The sequence below is a fragment of the Streptomyces virginiae genome, assembly GCF_041432505.1.
GTDB lineage: Bacteria > Actinomycetota > Actinomycetes > Streptomycetales > Streptomycetaceae > Streptomyces > Streptomyces virginiae_A.
In genome coordinates, this window is the sequence record NZ_CP107871.1 from 8,665,470 (window position 1) to 8,682,926 (window position 17,457).

Here is a 17,457-nt window from a genome sequence, read left to right on the forward strand (position 1 = left end):
TACTTGCTAGGCTGCGGCCATGGCACGGGACTCCAGCGCGACCAAGGCACGGCTGCTCGACGCGGCCTTCACCGAGTTCGCCACGTACGGCATCGCGGGTGCGCGCGTCGACCGCATCGCCGAGACGGCGCAGGCGAACAAGCGGCTCATCTACGTCTACTACGGCAACAAGGAGCAGCTCTTCGACGCCGTGCTCCAGCGGGCTCTCGCGACGGGCTCCGAATCCGTCGCCTTCGACGTGGAGGACCTGCCCGGCTACGCGGGGGCGGTCTTCGACCACCTCGTCGAGCGGCCCGAGCTGATGCGCCTCGTGCTGTGGAAGCAACTGGAGCGCCCGGGGTCCACGGACGCCGAGTCCTCGTCCTACGAGGGCAAGATCGCGGAGGTTCGACAGGCGCAGGAAGCGGGCCGGATCGACGCCGGCGTGCCCGCGGCCGATGTGCTGACGCTGGTCATGGGCCTGTCACAGGCCTGGTTCGGCGCGATGGGCGGCCCGGCGGCGGGCGCGGCGGGCACCGGCTGGGCAGCCGAGCGGCTGGCCGAGCACCGCGCGGCGGTGGTGGAAGCCGTCCGCCGGATCACCACGCCCGCACCCCCCGCCGACGGGGCCTGACGCAGGCCCGGTCCGTCCGTGGTCAGCGGTACGGCCCGGCGAACTCCAACAGGGTCCGCTCGTACCGCCCGCCGAAGCCCACCCGGGTCACGTCCTCGAACGGGAACTTCGACAGCTCGGGGCGCCATCGCGCCTCGGTGTCGACCTCCCGCAGCCGCAGCGACTTCGGCCGTACCGCGGCCACTTCACCGATCCAGCAGGCGTTCGGCGCGTCCCGTTCGACGTGCAGCGACACCAGCCCGAACGCCCGGGAGGCATCCTGCGCCAGGTCCGCCAACCGGTCCAGGGCGAGCGCCGGTTCGGGCGCCCGGGCCGGCCAGTGCCCACGCCGGCGAAGGGCCCGGACGGTCAGGCAGTCCGTACCGCCCCGCCGTCCGACCTTCGTGACGTCCGCGGTACGCACCGCAGCCCAGCCGTCGAGCCGCAGGTCACCGCACAGGGCGATCAGCGTCCACGCCGCGCTCACGGCGACGACGAAACCGTCGAGTCGATCCGCGCCCCGGATCGCGCAACGGTGGACGCGGACCGGAGCACCCGACGACAGGGCCTGGGCGAGCCGTGTCATGACCTTGTTGTCCATGGACCGATCCTGCACCGTCCCGGAGACGGGGTCACCCGCGTTTCTCCCGCCCCTTGACCTCAAGTGCGGTCGAGGAAACAAGATCGTGTCCATGAACACGGAACAGACGCACCAGACGGAACAGGCGGCACGGGCCGCTTCCCTTGAGGCGATCGCGCAGGTCGTCGCCACGGTCGAGCGGACGCAACGCGCCAAGGACGCCGAGGGATTCCTCGCGCTCTTCCATCCCGAGGCCCTGTGGACCACCGGCCACGGCAAGGTCCTCATCGGCTTCGAGGCGATAGCGGAGTTCACGCGGGCGGTGCTGCCGACGGCGAGTTGGGACGGGGAGGTCACCTACGAGGTGGTGCACACACAGTTCCTGCGCCCGGACGTCGCGGCAGTGAAGGTACGCCAGCTCTACCGCGCGCCGGACGGCGACACCGAGGGAGCCCCGCTCTACGTGATGACGCGCGAGCCGGACGGCCGCTGGCTGCTGACGGCCTGCCAGAACACCCAGGTGGCGGCGGACCCGGCCTGAGGGCCCGCGCGCGGGCGAAGGTCCGGCCGCGGCCGTGGCGGTGTCCACACGTGAACCCTCCACCGGCGACCGGACCTTCATCGGAATCACTCAGGATTCGGCGAGGAACGACCCCAGCGCCGTGCTGAGTTCGGTGGGCGCGTCCAGTGCGATGAGGTGGGCCGCGTCGGGGAACTCGACCAGCGTGGCCCCGGGGATCCGGGCGGCGTACCGGCGGGCGATCGCCTGGAAGTCCGGGACGTCGAGCAGCCCGATCCCCACCAGCGTGGGAACGGCGATCGAGGCGATGTCGCCCGCCGGGCCACCCTGCGCGTGCTCCCCCACGGTGTCCTGGTTGACCAACGACGTCCGCACCGGGATCCGGAGCCGTTCGGCCAGCCCCGGGGCGACGTCCTCCCAGCCGCGGCCGGGCCCGCGCAGCCACATGTCCAGGTTCACGCTGACCGCGGCGTCCAGGTCACCCGCCGCCAGGGCCGCCGTCTCGGCCTCGTCGTAGGCCACCATGTCCGCGGACCAGTCGTAGCCGGGCCACGGCGGGGCGAGGAGCGTCAGGGACCGCACGCGGCCCGGGTGGGCGAGCGCGAAGTTCACGGCCACCCGCCCGCCCCAGGACGCGCCGACGAGCCGGACGCTCTCGTGACCGAGGTGGTCCAGCAGCCGGCACAGGTCATCGGCCTCATTGAACGGCCCGGCCGGGGGAGCGGATTCGCCGAAGCCCCGCAGGTCGTAGCGGATGACGGTGTACCGCTCCGCGAGGGCGGGCACGACCGCGTCCCACATGGTGTGGTCGGCGACGCCGGCGTGGACGAGCACCACGGGCGAACCTTCGCCCGTGACGGTGTAGGAGAGATGGCCGAGATCGTCGGCAAGGATAAGCATTCGCAGATAGTTGCAGGTCAGGACCGTGGAGACCAGAGAATTCCCGGAAGAGGACAGCGTCACAGGGAAGTGGTCGCGAGCAGCTCCCGCAGGAGCCCGACGACGAGCCGGGGCCGGCCCACGAAGGGCGAGTGGCCCGTCGACCACTCGCGCACGTCGGTGCACCGCGCGGCCATCCTGCGCTGCAGGCCCGGGTCGACGGCCCGGTCCTGGCCACAGACGACGTAGGTGGAAGGGGTCTCCCGCCAACTGTGCCGCTCAGGGACTCCTCGCCCGCAGCCGGGGGCCTGGGCGCGCAGGAGGCCGACCGCACGGGCGGCGAGCGGTGCGGGACAGTCGTTGTAGAGGGCAGCGGCGGCCCGGTCGGGGCACAGGCTGGTCGAGCCGTCGGGCTCGGACCGGATCGCGTCCCGGAGCCGCGGGGACGCCCCACCCAGCCCGGCCGCACTCTCACCGGCATCCGGCACGAAGGCCGCCAGGTACACCAGGTGTCCTGCTCCGCGCACCCCGGTGATCACCGAACCGCCGTAGGAATGGCCGAGCACGACCGCGGGCTCCCGCAGCGCGTCGACGGCGGCCTGGACCACGGCCGTGTCGGCGAGCAGCGAACCCCGGTGCAGCTCGGGCACGGCAACCTCGGTCCCGAGCGCCCGCAACTGCTCCGCCACGTCGGCGAAGTGCTCAGGACGGTGGTACAGCCCATGAACGAGCACCACAGCACCCAATGCGTCTCTCCCCGGGCCGGCGACAACCCAGTGATCTTGACACGGCCTACCCTGCCTTTGCGCCGGCAGCGGGACGGCACCTGGACCCGCACCGCCGGCGATCTGGCTCCTGAGACCATGTGTCGGTGAACTCGGAACTGCCCCTCGGATGGACGATCGAACATGTGCGCGCCCTTTCCGGAGACCGAAGCGCCGCCCAGCTCTCCTGCGATCGCTTTGTGGTCGTGGAGGCGTCCGATCGGCGTGACTACGAGCCCCTCCACCCCGATGTGATCCTCGCGTTCCACGATGTGTGCCTCGTCAGGGACGACGGCGAGTGGTTCATGGGGCAGCTCGACGCTGACGGCTCGGTGACCTGCTGGGCCTCCTACGGATCCGACCTTGCCCAGGTCATCCGCTGCCTCTGAGCGCGCCGCCACACCCTCAGCCACCTTCACAAGCAGCCCCTGAACGTGTTCGTTGAGCTCGGGCCACTGGCGGCATGCGGCAGCGGGTCACCCACCGCCCTGACCGAATCCGATGGCACCGCCGGTCTTCCGGCGACAAGACTGCACCGGTGAATACCCTGCCACCGCCCGACCCGCTCCTGCTGCCGGTACGGGACCCGCGCGCCCGCGACCTCGTGCTCGACTACGCGGGCATGCACGCCCTGGTTGCCGACCTGGTTCTGCCCGGCGCTGCGTCGATGTACGTCATGAGCGCGCTGGAAACCTCACGCGAGCTCATCCGGCATTCGTACTACCGGTACGAGTTCGCCACCGTCGCCGTCACGCATTCCCTGTTCGCCCTGGAGCACGTCCTCGCCGAGCGTCTGGCCATGAACGAACCGCTCCACGTCCTCATCGAGCGGGCCACCGACGCAGGGCTCATCACGGCCGGTCTCGCCGCCGAACTCGACCGCAGCCGACTGCTGCGCGACAAGCTCACGCAGGGCGCCGAGTCAAGTGCCGCCCTCGGCCCGATCCGGGCTGTTGCCATGGTGCGTGCCGTCTTCGATGCCGTCTCCCTGCTCCTTCGCCCACCGTCCGGGGCAGAGGCGGCAGCCCCCGGCGTGGGCGGGGCAGCGCCCGAAGGCGGACTTGCCCAGCTGTGGGACGAGCACCTGTGTGCGCTGTTCCCCGAGGGCTTCCGCGGCGTGGACTTCGACGGCGTGGACCTGGTCCTCCTGGACGCCGACGTCGCCGGCCTCGTGCTGAGGGAGCTGAAGGGCGGACTCGACGACAGTGGCATCGCCTACCTCTGGGGGTGCATCGCCGACCTCGACAAGATCGTGCCCTTGATCAACGAGGAGTACTGCGCCTCCTACTTCACGAAACTTCGGATGATCGCCCAGGTCGCAGCAGCGCCCTACATACCCACCGCGACCTGACCGTCGGGCCCAGGGCCGGCGATCAGGTCCTGAACCACGCGGTTGTAGGGGCGGCAGAACGGCCTGTCCACGCTGCACCCGGCGTCCGCCGCAGACGCCGGGCATCGATCCGCCCGCAGTTGAGGGCGCCGTACAACGCGCTGTGCCCGCGGCGGTGCTCAGCGAGCAGCGTCAGATCCACGGGCATCCTCACCCGGCCCGGCCGCTCACAGCAGCGTGTCCAACGGGTGATCACATTCGGGACGTCGTTCGAGGCCGGACCATAAAGAAGAAGCTAAGGCTGTTCCAGGGCGGTCTGCCGAGGCCCGGTCGGTTCCGCTGCGAACTCGTCGGTGAGGTCGACGCAGGTGCAGAAGTCACCCGTGCACGGGAAGCCGGTCTCGGCGCCGTAGGGTGCGAGGCCGGCCATCAGACGCAGCACCTCCGCCCGTTCGTGCTCGGCGAGACGGGGGAGTGCCGATCGGGGCGAGAGCTGTAGGTCGGCCGGGGCGTCCTCCAGGTCGGACACGGCCTGACCGTCGGCGAACAAGGTGCAGAGGGGATGGTCGGGAAAGGTGTTGAGTCGCAGCACCAGCCAAGTCCCCTCGGTCCGGGCCGCGTAGGGGAAGATGTACGAGTCCACGTCGTGCCACGAGACCGGCGTGGGCCGACCAAGCCGAGCCTTCATGACGGCACCTCCTCGACCGATGGGCGGGCGGACCGCGGCGGACCCTGGCCTCACGCCGCCGCACCGCAAGGTTCAGGCACCTTTCACCAGATGCCGTGTTCGAGCTCCTCCATGGCAAGGTTCCACGGGGACTCCTCGTCGGCGAACGCTGTCGGGTCGAACCTCCCGACGATATCCCGGAAGCGGGCGGCGAGTTCCTCCGGGGACACCCCGTTGTCGTGATCGATTTCGACCTTGCGCAGCTCGATCAACGCGAACACGAGCGACTCGACGTCCCGATGCAGCGCGACGTGACCGAGTGCGCCCTCCGGGAACGCGTACACCCTGCCCGATACGGGATCCAGGGCGAGCAACGACGTGAACAGGTACCCGAGGGCCCACCACTGCCGACTCTCCTCGGGGCACCGGAGCCCGTAGTGCTCGAACCGGGTTCCGAGGGTGATCGCGTCGACCCCCGGACCGTACGGGTCCTCGACGTCCGTGCGGGCGGCGAACACGACCGACTCGGGAAGTCCCACCGAAGCGAGGAAGGCGCCGGTACGGGCATCGACACCCGTACCGCACTGATGGGGGAAACAGGTGATGTGGCCGAGGCCGTACACCTTGATCAGCTCCGCCGACGTCACGGTGAATCGCATGGCCCGCCTCAACCGGTCTCCTCTCCAAGTGACTTCTCGCCACCACCCCACGGGCTGTGACACCGCTCCGCCCCGCAAAAGACGTGGACGCACCTGCCGATGATCAAGTATCGTCCGGGCTCGGACCACATCGCACGAGCGAACGGAAGGAGGCGAGTGCCGTGCAGTGCTCAACCACCCAGCGCTCCCTCCCCGTTACCCCGGTGTGGCTCGTCTGATCCGAACCCGGGAGCGCTCCACGCAGTACACATCCCGGAGGAATCCATGACCGATCTGGTCATCCGCGCGCTCGACGAGAGCGACGCCCAGCTGTTCCACGCACACCCCGACCCGCTGAACGCTCGCGCCTCCCACGAGCGCACCACGCACCGACCCGACTGGAAGCGGGTCGCCCTGCGCGACGGAACGGTCGTAGCCCGCGGCGCCTGGTGGGGCGGCACCGACGACAAGGAACCCGTCAACGTCAACTGGTTCGACGTCGCCGAGGGCGAGGTGGAGGCGGGGGCCGAACTCCTGCGCTCCGCCCCCTGGCAGGTCGAACTCGAGATCAACCTCCCCGGCGACTGGCGGGACCACCCGGACCTCGCTGCCGCCGCCGAGACACGCTTCGCCGCCGCCCGAGCGGCGGGCTACGAGCTCCTGGTGGAGCGGTTCCTGTACCGCTGGACCCCGGAGCGCGGACTCCCCGAGCGGCCCGGCCGCCTCGTCTTCGCCGCCGAACCCGACGACGCCGTCTTCTTCGACGCGCTGCGCCGCATCCACGCAGCCACCCTCGACGCCCACGCGCTGAAGGCCATCGCGGAAGGCGGCCTGGACCAGGCGGCCCAGGAGGAGCTCGACTTCTTCCACTGGTGCCCGTCCCCGCGCGAGTGGTGGCAGGTCGCCCGCACACCCGAGGGCGACCTGGCCGGCATCCACATCCCCGCGCACAATCCTTCCGGACCGACCATCGGCTTCATCGGTGTCCTCCCGGAGCACCGCGGCCGCGGCTACGCCTACGACCTGCTGGCGGAGTGCACCCACTTCCTGGTGGAGCACGGCGCCGAGGCCGTCACCGGAGCCACGGACCGGGGCAACTTCCCCATGGCCGCGAATTTCGCCAAGGCCGGCTTCCCCGTGGTGCGCGAGCGCATCAACTTCCACCCCGCCGCCCCGACCGCGTAGCACCGGTGTCCTGACCTCGCCCCCGCGGCGCCACGTTCGCGCCGCGGGGGCGAGGTCGTCCGCGCGGACAACCGCCGCGCGGACCGGCGCGCGGCGGACCGGCGCGCGGCTGACGGCCGACTCCCCGGCGCCCTCCCTACACTGGCGGGCATGGCATGCCGCATCAGTGAACTGGTCATCGACGCCGCCGACCCCGACCGGCTCGCCGCGTTCTGGAGCGAGGTCCTCGGCTACGTCGAACTCGGCCGGGAGGACGACGGAAGCATCGAGATCGGGCCGCCCGACGTCGGCTTCGGTGGACCGCAGCCCACCCTCGTCCTCAGCCCCAGCAGCGACCCGCGGACCGGGAAGCTCCCCCTGCACATCGACGTCAACCCCACCGACCGCGACCAGGACGCCGAACTGGAGCGACTCCTCGCCCTCGGTGCCAGGCCCGCCGACGTGGGCCAGACCGGAACCGAAGGCTGGCACGTCCTCGCCGATCCGGAGGGCAACGAGTTCTGCCTCCTGCGCCGGCGGCTCCAGCCCCTCTGACGCAGTACGTCCGACGGCGTCGGCCGGCTCGCGCCGGCCGCCTCAGATCCCTCGGAGCGTCACCTCGGCGGTGGCCTGCCGTAGTTGCGAGGTCTGGGCCTGGATCAGGTGGAAGAGTGCCTCCCGGGCCAGCCGGCCCGCCGTGTTCCCGTACTGCACCGCGCGCCCTCCCGTTGCCGCCACACAGGCGGTGGCGGCCCTCACCCCCAGGTCCAAGGCCGCGGCCCGCACCTCGGTCCGGGCCGGTACCCCCTGCTCGGGAGCCAGCTCGTCCCGCATCGCGTACGCCTCACCGCGCAACCGGGCCGCCTCCTCCGCCAGCCGATGGGCGAGGGTCTCGTACGTGGCCCCGGCCCGCGGCGCGACCGCCAGCAACAGATCGACGGCCGCACGCAGATGCCCGAAGACGGCCGGGTTGGCGTTCGCGTTCTCCAGATCGTAGGACCGGGCCCAGTCCGGCCTGGGCTCGACGGAGATCACGTCCTCCGGCGCAACGACGACATCCCGCAGCTCGACGGCCGCCGTGTGCGTCGCGCCCATCGCCCACAGCGGCGGCGACGCCACCACGGCCATGCCGGGGCCGGTGTCCACGCGTACGCACAGGGCCCGGTCATCGGCGGTGACGGCTCCGACGAGCGCCATCTCCGCGAGGCCCCAGCCGGTCATCCAGGGCACACGGCCACGGAGCCGCCACCCCCGCGCGCAGCGCTCCGCGGACACGGGCGGCCGCGGCTGACGCAGATACGCGAAGCCGGCCGTCGCCCGCCGTGCGCCCGTGGCCAGGTCGGGCAGCCAACGGTCCCGCTGAGTGGTGTCGGCGCTCTTCATCAGCGCCTTCACCAGGGCGAAGTGCTGGGTGTACACGAACCAGGTGGACGGATCGACGGCGGAGAGGATCTCGTGCACCTCACGGACGACCGCGTTCCCGGTGCAACCGCTTCCGGGCATCGGCTCGTACCCGAGGATCCCGTAGGCACCGCACCGCGCCAGCTCGTCCAACCGGGCGCCGGATACGCCTTCCACGGCGACGCGCTCCGCATCGGGCCGGAGCACGGCGGTCGCCGTGCGCGTCACCGACTCGATCAACGGATCGGCCGCCAGATCCGGAGGCGTCCCCAAGGCCGTTCCCTCGCCGGGTGCCCCGCGCATCAGCGATCACCTCGTTCCGGACTCACCGTCCGTCCACCCTGGTCCATCCGTCGTCCGTCACAACGGTGTCGGCCGGTCGGGAAGATGCCAGCGGTGCGGGGCGACGAGTGCGTCGATGCTGTCCGGCCCCCAGCTTCCGGGGGCGTACGGCTCCACGGGAGGGGGCGAGTCCAGCAGCGGGGCCGAGATCTCCCACAGGCGTTCGATGCCGTCGGACCGGGTGAAGAAGGACTGGTCGCCGAGCATGGCCTCCAGGAGGAGGTGCTCGTATCCCTCCAGGGAGTTGTCGGCGGTGAAGGAGCTCTGGTAGCCGAAGACCATGTCGGCCTCCGCCAACCGCATGGTGGGGCCGGGTTCCTTGACGAGGAACCGGGCGGTGATGGAGCCGGGATCGGCGAAGTCGATGACGAGTTCGTTGCCCCGCCCGTCGACGGCGGCCCGCGCGTTCAGGGGGAACATGCCGAGGACGGGCTCGCGCAGCCCCAGGGTCACGACGTGCCGGCCCTCGGCCAGCGCCTTGCCCGAGCGCAGGTGGAAGGGGACACCGGCCCAGCGCCAGTTGTCGATCTCGACGCGCAGGGCGGCGAAGGTCTCGGTGTCGGAGGCCGGATCGACCCCGGGCTCGGCCCTGTAGCCGGTGTACTGTCCGCGGACGACGTGGGCCGGGTCCAGTGGTCGCATGCTGCGGAAGACCTTGACCTGCTCGTCCCGGAGCGACTGTGCGTCGAGGACGACCGGCGGTTCCATGGCGACGAACCCGAGCAGCTGGAACAGATGAGTGACGATCATGTCGCGGAAGGTTCCGGTGCCCTCGAAGAAGTGCGCTCGGCCCTGGATGTCGATCTGCTCGGGTACGTCGATCTGCACATGGCTGATGTGCTCGCGGTTCCACAGGGGTTCGAAGAGACCGTTGGCGAACCGGAGGGCGAGGATGTTGTCGACCGCCTCCTTGCCGAGGAAGTGGTCGATGCGGAACACCCGGGACTCGTCGAACACGGCATGGATGGCCCCGTTGAGTGCGCGGGCGGACGCGAGGTCGGTGCCGAAGGGCTTCTCCACGATGACCCGGGCGTCCTGGGCGAGCCCCGTCGCGCCGAGGAGCTCGACCATCGAGGTGAACGCGACGGGCGGAACGGCGAGGTGGAAGAGCCGTCGCGGAGTGCCACCGACGGCCTGCTCGGCGGCTCCGACCGCTGCCACCAGCGGCTCCGGGGCATTCGGGTCGGCCGAGCCGAAGGACAGGGCGGACTCGAACTCCTCCCATACGGGGCCTTCGGGGCGCGAACGGCCGAACTCGGTCACGGCCTGCCGCGCGTGGGCGCGGAACTCCTCGTCGCTCAGGGCCTCGGCCGCCGGGGCGGAGCCGACGATGCGGTAGCGCCGGGGCATCAGCCCCGCCTTGGCGAGGTGGAACAGGCCCGGCAGCAGCTTGCGGCGGGCCAGGTCTCCCGTGGCGCCGAAGAGGACGATGACGTGGTCGGGTGTGCTTGAGGCCATGCGCCGCACTTCCGTTCCGGTGCCGATCCGGTGCCGTTCCGGGCGGTCGTCTCGCCCTGACCACCCACTGTGCGTGTTCACCGAGGATCCGGCACCCGGGATGCCACCACCCGGGTCATGCCACGCGTGGGGAGGGCTCGTTTCGCTGACGGGCGGGTACCACCCTCGGCACTAGTCTCGCAACGTGGGACAGCCTCTGGAGAGCGTCGAAGGCGCAGGACCGTTCATCACCCGACGCACGTGGCGGCGTCCCGAGGGCGACACGGTCGTCTGGGATTCACGGCCGGCGCGTAAGCGCGGCACGCTGTCGGTCCGGGGCCCGGGGGACACGGTCGACCGGGTCGCGACCGCCGATCCCGGGGCGCTGAGCCGCGTACGCAGACTCAATGCCGTAGCCTCCACCGCGTTCATCATCGGCGGGGCGTTGTTCGCCGTCGGCGCCGCGGTCGCGCAGTTCGGTGCGGGCGATCCGCTCGTCAGCGCGTGGGTGTACCTCGTGGGGGGCCTGTTCTTCAGCACCGGAGGCTACGTCTCGGTGCTGCAGGTGCTGAACGGGCCTCGGCACGCCCCGGACGGAGGCTTCCAGGCCCCGGCCGGCTGGCGGTGGTGGGGGTACGAGCCGATGCGGCTGGACTGGCTGAGCATGTTCGTCCTGTTCACCGGGACGCTCGTGTTCGGCGTCAACCTGCTGGACTCCTTTCTGGAGGGCCTGAGCGTCAGTCAGGTCAACCGGCTGATCTGGACCCCCGACGTGATCGGGTGCGTGCTGTTCCTGATCTCCGGGCACCTGGGGTTCGCCGAGATCTGCCACCGGCCCTGGCCGTGCTTCCGCTCCCGAAGCCTCGGGTGGTGGGTGGTGGCGGTGAACCAGTTGGGCTCGATCCTGTTCATGATCTCCGCGCTGGCGGCCTTCACCCGACCCGCCACCGGAAGCCTGGTCAACGTCGACATCGCCAACTGGGGGACGCTGACCGGGGCGCTGTGCTTCTCGGTCGGCGGGGTGCTGCAGCTCTTCGAGCGACCGTAGACGGTCGCGCCCGTGTCCGTGCCGGTGCCGGTGTCCGTGTCCGTGCCGGGTGTGGCATCGCGGGCAGTGGGGCGGACGTGACAGGGGTGGCTCGGTGTCGACGTCCGCGTGACCGCTGGTGCCGTGCCGTCAGTGGAGGGTCAGCGTGTAGGTGAGGAGGACGAGGCTCACGGTGGTGAGGAGCGTTCGCCACGTGTTGGCCCTGTTCCAGGGGGTTTCGAAGGTGGTGCGGGTGGTGTGGGCGGTGGCGGTGTCGGTGTGTTCGGGGGATCCGGCCTGTTCGAGGGCGTTGTTGAGCGGGATGTTGATGCGCCCGGTGATGACCATGGTGGCCACGTAGGCGGCGAGCGCGACCGCCAACGGGACGATGGCGTCGCGGGTGTCAGGGTCGGTGGCATGGAGGAAGAGGGTGACGGCGGTGAGGAGGGGCGCGCCGAGGTAGGCGAGTATGAACCAACCGTTCAGGATGGCTCTGTTGATGTTCTGCATGGTTTCGACGAGGGTCTTGTCGCTGCTGCGGGCGAGGCCGGGCATGACGGCGACGCTGAATGCGTAGAACAGGCCGCTGATGAGTCCGGAGGCGATCGTCGCGGCGATGAGGGTTGCGGTGCGTGCGGTTTCCACGTGGTTCCTCTCTCTGGTGTTCCGGTAGGCGCCCGCGGCCGGGCCGAGAGGCCGGGCAGGGCTGTTCGTGCCGGGTCGTGCCAGGGGTGGTGCCGTGCGGTGCCGAGATCGGTGCGCAGTGCCGGGCCGGGGGTGAGGCCGGGTCGCGCCGTGCGGTGCCGGGGCCGGACCGGCCGAGCAGTACGGTGCCGGGCGGTCGGTGCCGGTGGTGTGGTGGGGTTCGGTTGATCATAAGGGTGGAGTGGCGCGTGTGGCCCTGTGGTTTCGTTGGGTCGTGTCGTCCTGCTGCTGTTGCTGATGGTGTCGATTGGGGGGTGTTGTCATGCTGACTGCTCTGACCGGGGTGTTCGGAGACCGCGGGGACGCGGTGTCGGTTGCGGGGCGTGCCGCGTCGTACGAGGACCTGCTGGGTGCCGCCGGAGCGGTGGCCGCCGATCTCGCGGGGTGGGGGCCGGTTCCGGCGTTCGCGGTCACCGCGACGGCTTCGCTGGAGACGGTGGCGGCGGTGGTCGGTGGCCTGCTGGCGGGGGTGCCGTGCGTACCGGTGCCCCCCGACGCCGGGCCGGTGGAGCGTGACCACATCCTGCGGGACTCGGGCGCCCGGCTCCTGGAGGTGGACTTCGCCCGCCGTGCGCCGGCGCCCGGCCCCGTACCGTCCGCGGGGGAGGATCCGGCATTGATCCTCTACACCTCGGGGACCACGGGTGTGCCCAAGGGCGTGGTGCTGAGCAGGGCGGCGATCGTCGCGGACCTGGACGCGCTGGCGGGGGCCTGGGAGTGGGGTCCGGGGGACGTCCTGGTGCACGGGCTGCCGTTGTTCCACGTCCACGGGCTGGTGCTGGGCGTGCTGGGGGCTCTGCGGACAGGGAGTCGGCTGCTGCATACGGGCCGACCGACGCCGGAGGCGTACGCGGCGGCCGCGGCGGCGGGCGGGAGCCTGTTCTTCGGCGTGCCCACCGTGTGGTCGCGGATCGCGGCCGTGCCGGAAGCGGCCGCAGCTCTGTCAGGGGCCCGGTTGCTGGTGTCGGGAAGCGCGGCACTGCCGACCCCGGTCTTCCGCGACCTGGAGCACCTGACCGGACACCGGGTCGTGGAGCGGTACGGGATGACCGAGACGCTGATCACGGTCAGCGGGCGGGCGGGTGGTGACGTCGCTCCCGGTACGGTCGGCACCGCGCTGGAGGGTATCGCCACCCGGGTCGTGGCCGAGGCGGGCGCGGAGATCGGTGAGCTCCAGGTGAAGGGGCCGACGCTGTTCTCGGGCTACCTGGGCCGACCGGACGCGACGGCGGCCGCGTACACGGGTGACGGCTGGTTCCGTACGGGGGACATCGCGGCCGTCGACGAGGAGGGAGTGCACCGGATCGTCGGGCGCGCCTCCACCGACATGATCAAGTCCGGCGGGTACCGGATCGGGGCGGGCGAGGTGGAGAACGCGCTCCTGGACCATCCGCGGGTGCGGGAGGCGGCGGTCGTGGGTGTCCCGGATGCCGATCTCGGCGAGCGGATCGTCGCGTTCGTGGTGGCCGAGGGCGTCAGCGGCGGCGAACTCACCGACTTCGTCGCGGCACGCCTGTCCGCCCACAAGCGTCCGCGCGAGGTCCGTTTCATCGAGGCGGTGCCGCGCAACGCGATGGGCAAGCCGCAGAAGCGGCTCCTGCTGGAGGGCGAGGAACGACACCGGCGCTGAAGCGCGGCGGCTGCTGAACGACGACCACGTACCCCCCTCACCACGCCCGAGACTCCCCCCAGGGCCGACCAGGAGAGCCCGAACCCGTGCAGGCCGAGGGGCCGCTGTCGGCCCGCACCGTACGGCCCGCCGGTCGGGCCGCGGTGATGGCCCCTGGAGGACGATTTCTTACCAAGAGCTGTTCATGTGATGAGAATCGGAATCCTCCGGCTGCCAAGCCCGGCACGGTTCCCGGCATCTCCACCGCAGAGACGACACAACACCTCGTCTCTGCCGCCGAACCACCACCCCCGTGCCCGACCGACGCAAACGCAGCCGTCACTCTCGGAAGGACCACGGCTTCCCACTGCCCGGACGGGAATCGTGTCAGAGGTCCGGGCTAGGTTTGGCCTGTGAACCACAGCAGCTCCCAGGCCGGGGCGCCCCGCGAGCCTGACGTGCCGCCCTACCAGGTGGTCCTGGAGGAGACCGATTGGAGTTCGCTCCAGACGGCTTTCGGGAACGGCGAATGCCTTCCCGAAGTCCTGGCACGGTTGCTGGAACCTGATCCCAAGGTGCAGGTCGCCGCTTTGTCGGAACTGGGCGAGCTGGTCGGCCACCAGAACAGCATCTACGAAGCCACCGCCCCCGTCGCCATGTATGTCGCCGGGATCCTCACCCACCCGGCGGCCATGACCCTCCGGCCATATCGCAACGTCCCCATCCGCGCGACATTGTTGAGCTGGTTGGCTTCCACGGCCTACGACGCCTCCGACGAGATCGTCGACCGCACCGAGCAGTACTTCCCTGGCTTCCTCACCCACGACACCACGTTGGCAGCCTTCCGGGACCTGCGCCCGATGCTCTATCGAGCCGTCGTGCCCTTCCTGCGGGACAGCCACGAGGACGTGCGCGAAGCCGCCGGCCTCGCCGCGCTCGTCGTCGCCGAACACCCCGCGCTCGCCCAGCACCGCGATCACCTCGCCGTGCACGCGCGCCGCATCCTGGACACCAGCAGTGACGACTTCAACCGGCGCGTTGCATGGAAGGCCCTCGAAACGTGGGGCCACGACGTCACCGACGTTGAACCTTTCCAGGAGGAGCCCTGGGACTGCGGGCCGCACAGCGATGGCCGCGGCGATCTCGAACCTCCCTTCTGACGGAGAGGCGAACGGCCCACGGGGCCAAGGACGTGCGGCCAGTCGAGTACTTCGGAACGAGAGGCGGTCGTGCCGAGAATCTCCCTCGTACCCGGGTGACGGCGACCGCAGGCCGCTCAGGCTCCGGCAGGCCTTGGGTCAGTCGCCCGTCCGGCCGTCGACGGGGATGCTCAGTGCATCGCAGAGGGCGGTGAGGGTCGCCCCCAGGGGGAGCGCGACGCGGGTGGCGGCGTGCCGGTCGCCTCGCGTCGGATCCCTGTTGACGATCAGGACGGGTTTTCCCGTCTGGGCTGCCTGGCGGACGAACCGCAGGCCGGACATCACCGTCAGCGAGGAGCCGAGGACCAGGAGTGAGGTCGCCGCGTCGACCAGTTCGCGGCAGCGCTCGACCCGGAGCGGGGGAACATTTTCACCGAAGAACACCACGTCAGGCTTGAGGAGACCGCCGCACTCCGAGCAGGGCATGACGGTGAAGTCACCGACCTGTGCGTCGGTGAGGTCGGCGTCACCATCCGGATTCAGTTGGGCAGCCACGGGTTCGAAGCCCGCATTGGCTACCTCCAGCCGCCGGGCGAGTTCCCGGCGCGTGCTGAAGGCGCCGCAGGAAAGGCAGACGACCCGGTTCAGACTTCCATGGAGTTCCACCACGTCGTCGCTGCCGGCGGCCTGGTGCAGACCGTCGACGTTCTGGGTGATCACCGCCGAGAGCAGTCCATGCTGCCCGAACGCGCTCACGGCTCGGTGCCCGGCGTTCGGTCGGGCACGGCCGAAGGTCCGCCAGCCCAGGTGACTGCGTGCCCAGTATCGGCGCCGGGCGTGCGCGCTCGTGGTGAATTCCTGGAACGTCATCGGGGTGTGCCGACGCAGGCTTCCGCCCTCGCCTCGGTAGTCGGGGATGCCCGACTCCGTGGAAAGGCCCGCTCCGCTGAGCACCAGCACGCCGCCGGCCCGCAGCGCGTCGGCGACCGGCCCCGGATCCGTGGTGCCCGGCCGCAGGTCCTCACCGGGGGTCCAGCTCAGGGTGGGGCGCGTACGCATGGAGCCAGCGTACGGAACAAGCCCGACGAAAGACGAGGGCCGGCCTCCATACCCTGAGCCCCGGCGCCCGGGCCGGCGAGCCCGGCGACCACGACCCTGGGCGTCCCGCGGCGGACCGACCGCGAAGGCGCGTCGTCCGGCCGACCGCCGGTGCTCGCCGGCTTCTCGCCGCGACCGGCAGGAACGTGTCACCCCGAGCGCGTGTCTCTTCGATGGGTTGGTCAGTTGATCGGATGTGTCCGTCCGAGTAGTGATCACCGATGCGATGTGGGACCGGATCGCGCCGCTCATGCCGGCAGATCCGGTCCGTGGACGCCGGTGGGCCGATCACCGCCGCATCCTTGAGGCCATCGCGTGGAAAGTACCGCACGAACTCGCCCTGGCGGGACATGCCCGACGAACTCGGTCCGTTCCAGACCGCTCACAAACGGCTGATCAGATGGGCCGTCGACGGAACCTGGGAACGGATCTTGGCCTCTGTCCTGGCCGCCGCGGATGCAGACGACGACATCGACTGGACCGTGTCGGTCGACTCCACCGTCGTCCGGGTCCGCCAGCACGCCGCCGGAGCACTCAAAAAGGGGCGGCAGGGCGCCGCGAACCCGCCGATCACGCCATCGGACGATCGCGCGGTGGCCTGAGCACGAAGGTCCACTTGGCTGTGGACGACCGCGCGCGACCTCTGGCTTTCACCATCACCGCCGGCCAGGCCGGTGTCGCTCCGGCCTTCGAGGCGGTCATGTCCCGCATCCGCGTCCCTCGCCACGGGCCGGGCAGGCCCCCGGACCAGGCCCGAAGCCGTCCTCGCCGACCGCGCGTACTCGCCCCGTGCCATCCGGGCCCATCTGCCGCGCCGGGGAATCCGCGCGATCATCCCGCAGCCTTCCGACCACATCGGCCACCGGATCCGGCGAAGCCGTCACGGAGGCCGTCCGCCCGGCTTCGACCGCGAGACCTACAAACAGCGGAACACCGTCGAGCGATGCCTCAACCGCCTCAAGCCGTGGCGCGGCCTGGCCATGAGATGCGACAAGCCGGCGAACGCCTACCAGGCCGCACTGCACCTCGCCGCCATTCTCATCTGGACAGGCGGGTGACAGGCGAAGCACCTTGCCCGCGAAGATGACCCCATGGACGATCTTCTGAAGTTCCTCGTCGCACGCATCATGGACGACAATCACGCCTATGCCTACGTGGCCGAAACGATGGGCGGAGACGCCCTTCTCGACAGCCATCTCCCCATGCTCGATCTGACCGAGCAGCTGGCGCACGACTACAAGGCCATGGACCCCACGAACTCCCGCTCGGCAGGCCTGGCATACGCCATTCGGGTCCTTGCCCAGTCCTACGCCGAGCACCCCGCCTACCGCCAAGAATGGCGCCCGTAGCCCTTCAAGGAGACAGGTCCTAAAGGTTGTTGCACGGACTCCCGGTCCGCAACCGCCGCAGCACACCATTGACCACCTGCCGGTGATCACGCCACGGCCGACCACGCCCATCCACCTGCGGCACCAAAGGCTCTGTCCACTCCCACGCCGCCTCCGTCCACTCACCTCGACCTGCCACAAGATCAATTTCCAGACAGGTGGCATTAGCATGGGCAC

The 17,457-nt window shown here is 70.5% G+C and carries 19 protein-coding genes and 2 pseudogenes; 11 read left to right on the forward strand and 10 right to left on the reverse strand.

The features are described from left to right. The first annotated feature begins 19 nt into the window (after positions 1 to 19). Positions 20 to 613, forward strand: a complete 594-nt coding sequence (locus OG624_RS39955) for a TetR family transcriptional regulator (RefSeq protein ID WP_033216849.1) — start codon at positions 20 to 22, stop codon at positions 611 to 613. A gap of 22 nt (positions 614 to 635) precedes the next feature. Here OG624_RS39955 and OG624_RS39960 read toward each other — a convergent pair whose 3' ends face one another. Next, positions 636 to 1,193, reverse strand: coding sequence for a hypothetical protein (locus OG624_RS39960; protein WP_371640638.1), 558 nt, complete (start codon positions 1,191 to 1,193; stop codon positions 636 to 638). Between the two features lie 91 nt (positions 1,194 to 1,284). Here OG624_RS39960 and OG624_RS39965 point away from each other — a divergent pair, with 91 nt between their 5' ends. Next, positions 1,285 to 1,713 carry an SgcJ/EcaC family oxidoreductase gene (locus tag OG624_RS39965; protein ID WP_371640639.1) on the forward strand — a complete coding sequence of 143 codons (429 nt, stop codon included), beginning with the start codon at positions 1,285 to 1,287 and terminating at the stop codon, positions 1,711 to 1,713. Between the two features lie 90 nt (positions 1,714 to 1,803). Here the strand turns inward: OG624_RS39965 and OG624_RS39970 are convergent, their stop codons facing one another. Continuing rightward, positions 1,804 to 2,592: an alpha/beta fold hydrolase gene (locus OG624_RS39970; protein ID WP_371594444.1), complete on the reverse strand. Its 789-nt coding sequence runs from the start codon at positions 2,590 to 2,592 to the stop codon at positions 1,804 to 1,806. A gap of 59 nt (positions 2,593 to 2,651) precedes the next feature. After that, positions 2,652 to 3,317: an alpha/beta fold hydrolase gene (locus tag OG624_RS39975; RefSeq protein WP_371640640.1), complete on the reverse strand. Its 666-nt coding sequence runs from the start codon at positions 3,315 to 3,317 to the stop codon at positions 2,652 to 2,654. Between the two features lie 224 nt (positions 3,318 to 3,541). Here OG624_RS39975 and OG624_RS39980 point away from each other — a divergent pair, with 224 nt between their 5' ends. Both OG624_RS39980 and OG624_RS39985 read left to right on the forward strand, forming a co-directional pair. Beyond that, positions 3,542 to 3,724, forward strand: coding sequence for a hypothetical protein (locus OG624_RS39980; protein WP_371640641.1), 183 nt, complete (start codon positions 3,542 to 3,544; stop codon positions 3,722 to 3,724). Between the two features lie 149 nt (positions 3,725 to 3,873). Beyond that, entirely contained in the window at positions 3,874 to 4,686 is an 813-nt protein-coding gene (locus OG624_RS39985) for a hypothetical protein (protein ID WP_371640643.1), read from the forward strand. A 274-nt stretch (positions 4,687 to 4,960) separates the two neighbouring features. Here OG624_RS39985 and OG624_RS39990 read toward each other — a convergent pair whose 3' ends face one another. Both OG624_RS39990 and OG624_RS39995 read right to left on the reverse strand, forming a co-directional pair. Further along, the gene (locus tag OG624_RS39990) at positions 4,961 to 5,353 is read right to left on the reverse strand and encodes a hypothetical protein (RefSeq protein WP_202508065.1); all 393 of its coding nucleotides are present in this window, start codon (positions 5,351 to 5,353) and stop codon (positions 4,961 to 4,963) included. 83 nt (positions 5,354 to 5,436) lie between these two features. Then, positions 5,437 to 5,991 carry an SUKH-4 family immunity protein gene (locus OG624_RS39995; RefSeq protein ID WP_371640644.1) on the reverse strand — a complete coding sequence of 185 codons (555 nt, stop codon included), beginning with the start codon at positions 5,989 to 5,991 and terminating at the stop codon, positions 5,437 to 5,439. 264 nt (positions 5,992 to 6,255) lie between these two features. Between OG624_RS39995 and OG624_RS40000 the strand changes: the two genes are divergently transcribed. Beyond that, a complete protein-coding gene (locus tag OG624_RS40000) occupies positions 6,256 to 7,155 on the forward strand; it encodes a GNAT family N-acetyltransferase (RefSeq protein ID WP_371640645.1) in 900 nt (299 codons plus the stop codon). A 150-nt stretch (positions 7,156 to 7,305) separates the two neighbouring features. Beyond that, on the forward strand, positions 7,306 to 7,689 hold the full coding sequence (locus OG624_RS40005) for a VOC family protein (RefSeq protein ID WP_033216865.1): 384 nt from the start codon (positions 7,306 to 7,308) through the stop codon (positions 7,687 to 7,689). Between the two features lie 42 nt (positions 7,690 to 7,731). On the opposite strand, the gene OG624_RS40010 is transcribed toward OG624_RS40005, so the two are convergent. Together OG624_RS40010 and zwf are read right to left on the reverse strand one after the other, a co-directional pair. Further along, on the reverse strand, positions 7,732 to 8,838 hold the full coding sequence (locus OG624_RS40010; RefSeq protein WP_371640646.1) for an acyl-CoA dehydrogenase family protein: 1,107 nt from the start codon (positions 8,836 to 8,838) through the stop codon (positions 7,732 to 7,734). A gap of 57 nt (positions 8,839 to 8,895) precedes the next feature. Beyond that, the gene (zwf, locus tag OG624_RS40015; RefSeq protein WP_033216867.1) at positions 8,896 to 10,335 is read right to left on the reverse strand and encodes a glucose-6-phosphate dehydrogenase; all 1,440 of its coding nucleotides are present in this window, start codon (positions 10,333 to 10,335) and stop codon (positions 8,896 to 8,898) included. Between the two features lie 184 nt (positions 10,336 to 10,519). Between zwf and OG624_RS40020 the strand changes: the two genes are divergently transcribed. Beyond that, the gene (locus tag OG624_RS40020; RefSeq protein WP_033216868.1) at positions 10,520 to 11,362 is read left to right on the forward strand and encodes a hypothetical protein; all 843 of its coding nucleotides are present in this window, start codon (positions 10,520 to 10,522) and stop codon (positions 11,360 to 11,362) included. 129 nt (positions 11,363 to 11,491) lie between these two features. Here the strand turns inward: OG624_RS40020 and OG624_RS40025 are convergent, their stop codons facing one another. Further along, the gene (locus tag OG624_RS40025; protein ID WP_371640647.1) at positions 11,492 to 11,986 is read right to left on the reverse strand and encodes an anthrone oxygenase family protein; all 495 of its coding nucleotides are present in this window, start codon (positions 11,984 to 11,986) and stop codon (positions 11,492 to 11,494) included. Positions 11,987 to 12,308: 322 nt separating this feature from the next. Here OG624_RS40025 and OG624_RS40030 point away from each other — a divergent pair, with 322 nt between their 5' ends. Further along, positions 12,309 to 13,676: an AMP-binding protein gene (locus OG624_RS40030; protein ID WP_033216873.1), complete on the forward strand. Its 1,368-nt coding sequence runs from the start codon at positions 12,309 to 12,311 to the stop codon at positions 13,674 to 13,676. 437 nt (positions 13,677 to 14,113) lie between these two features. Further along, positions 14,114 to 14,815, forward strand: a complete 702-nt coding sequence (locus OG624_RS40035; RefSeq protein WP_244290712.1) for a hypothetical protein — start codon at positions 14,114 to 14,116, stop codon at positions 14,813 to 14,815. A gap of 138 nt (positions 14,816 to 14,953) precedes the next feature. On the opposite strand, the gene OG624_RS40040 is transcribed toward OG624_RS40035, so the two are convergent. Further along, positions 14,954 to 15,853: an NAD-dependent protein deacetylase gene (locus OG624_RS40040; RefSeq protein ID WP_033216874.1), complete on the reverse strand. Its 900-nt coding sequence runs from the start codon at positions 15,851 to 15,853 to the stop codon at positions 14,954 to 14,956. 235 nt (positions 15,854 to 16,088) lie between these two features. Here OG624_RS40040 and OG624_RS40045 point away from each other — a divergent pair. Then, positions 16,089 to 16,950: pseudogene (locus OG624_RS40045) on the forward strand (IS5 family transposase). A gap of 33 nt (positions 16,951 to 16,983) precedes the next feature. Then, positions 16,984 to 17,241 carry a DUF6221 family protein gene (locus tag OG624_RS40050; protein ID WP_033216875.1) on the forward strand — a complete coding sequence of 86 codons (258 nt, stop codon included), beginning with the start codon at positions 16,984 to 16,986 and terminating at the stop codon, positions 17,239 to 17,241. A gap of 22 nt (positions 17,242 to 17,263) precedes the next feature. Here OG624_RS40050 and OG624_RS40055 read toward each other — a convergent pair. Next, positions 17,264 to 17,419 (reverse strand): annotated as a pseudogene (locus OG624_RS40055) (transposase); the annotation flags it as partial. Between the last annotated feature and the right edge of the window lie 38 nt (positions 17,420 to 17,457).

Bases quoted from the DNA above. Each gene is read 5' to 3' on its own strand.
- OG624_RS39955 (WP_033216849.1), top strand. From the start codon at position 20: ATGGCACGGGACTCCAGCGCGACCAAGGCACGGCTGCTCGACGCGGCC.
- OG624_RS39960 (WP_371640638.1), bottom strand. From the start codon at position 1,193: ATGGACAACAAGGTCATGACACGGCTCGCCCAGGCCCTGTCGTCGGGT.
- OG624_RS39965 (WP_371640639.1), top strand. From the start codon at position 1,285: ATGAACACGGAACAGACGCACCAGACGGAACAGGCGGCACGGGCCGCT.
- OG624_RS39970 (WP_371594444.1), bottom strand. From the start codon at position 2,592: ATGCTTATCCTTGCCGACGATCTCGGCCATCTCTCCTACACCGTCACG.
- OG624_RS39990 (WP_202508065.1), bottom strand. From the start codon at position 5,353: ATGAAGGCTCGGCTTGGTCGGCCCACGCCGGTCTCGTGGCACGACGTG.
- OG624_RS39995 (WP_371640644.1), bottom strand. From the start codon at position 5,991: ATGCGATTCACCGTGACGTCGGCGGAGCTGATCAAGGTGTACGGCCTC.
- OG624_RS40000 (WP_371640645.1), top strand. From the start codon at position 6,256: ATGACCGATCTGGTCATCCGCGCGCTCGACGAGAGCGACGCCCAGCTG.
- OG624_RS40005 (WP_033216865.1), top strand. From the start codon at position 7,306: ATGGCATGCCGCATCAGTGAACTGGTCATCGACGCCGCCGACCCCGAC.
- OG624_RS40010 (WP_371640646.1), bottom strand. From the start codon at position 8,838: ATGCGCGGGGCACCCGGCGAGGGAACGGCCTTGGGGACGCCTCCGGAT.
- zwf (WP_033216867.1), bottom strand. From the start codon at position 10,335: ATGGCCTCAAGCACACCCGACCACGTCATCGTCCTCTTCGGCGCCACG.
- OG624_RS40030 (WP_033216873.1), top strand. From the start codon at position 12,309: ATGCTGACTGCTCTGACCGGGGTGTTCGGAGACCGCGGGGACGCGGTG.
- OG624_RS40040 (WP_033216874.1), bottom strand. From the start codon at position 15,853: ATGCGTACGCGCCCCACCCTGAGCTGGACCCCCGGTGAGGACCTGCGG.
- OG624_RS40050 (WP_033216875.1), top strand. From the start codon at position 16,984: ATGGACGATCTTCTGAAGTTCCTCGTCGCACGCATCATGGACGACAAT.